The following is a 632-nucleotide window of genomic DNA, read 5'->3' as shown; positions in this document are numbered from 1 at the left end:
TGGCCAATGCGTCCGGCGACTACGGCACGGCGGTGGGTGGCCGTGCGGAGGCGTCGGGCTTCAACAGCACGTCGGTGGGCAGCTGGAGCGCGGCCTCGGGCTACAACGCGACGGCGCTGGGCGCCGACAGCGTGGCCTCGGGCGACGACAGCGTGGCGGTGGGCCAGGCGGCGCAGGCGACGGGCGCGGAGAGCGTGGCGATCGGCGGCAGTTCGTTCTTCGGGTTCTTCCCGACGGAAGCTTCGGGCGACTACGCGACGGCGGTGGGCGCGGGCGCCTGGGCGACCGGGACCAACGCGACGGCGCTGGGCAACTTCAGCACGGCCACGGGCGAGGGCAGCACGGCGCTGGGCGCGGGCAGCATCGCCGAAGGCGCGAACAGCGTGGCGCTGGGCGTGGGCTCGGAGGCCGATCGCGACGACAGCGTGTCGGTGGGCGCGGCAGGTGCCGAGCGGCAGATCACCAACGTGGCGGCGGGTACGGAAGGCACCGATGCGGTGAACCTGGACCAGCTGGAAGAGGCGACGGCGGACAACCGCTACTTCCAGGCCACGGGCAACGACGAGGACCAGAGCGACGACGTGGGTGCGTACGCCGAGGGCGCGTACGCGACCGCGTCGGGCGAGGCGGCC

The 632-nt window shown here is 73.9% G+C and carries 1 pseudogene; it reads left to right on the top strand.

Annotation, left to right across the window (positions count from 1 at the left end):
* A pseudogene (locus ACFQ2D_RS17005) lies at positions 1 to 632 on the top strand (hypothetical protein); the annotation flags it as partial.

The sequence above is a fragment of the Luteimonas composti genome (assembly GCF_042678665.1).
Lineage (GTDB): Bacteria > Pseudomonadota > Gammaproteobacteria > Xanthomonadales > Xanthomonadaceae > Luteimonas > Luteimonas composti.
Note: the sequence above shows the minus strand (reverse complement) of the source record. Positions and strands in the feature narration are given on the sequence as shown.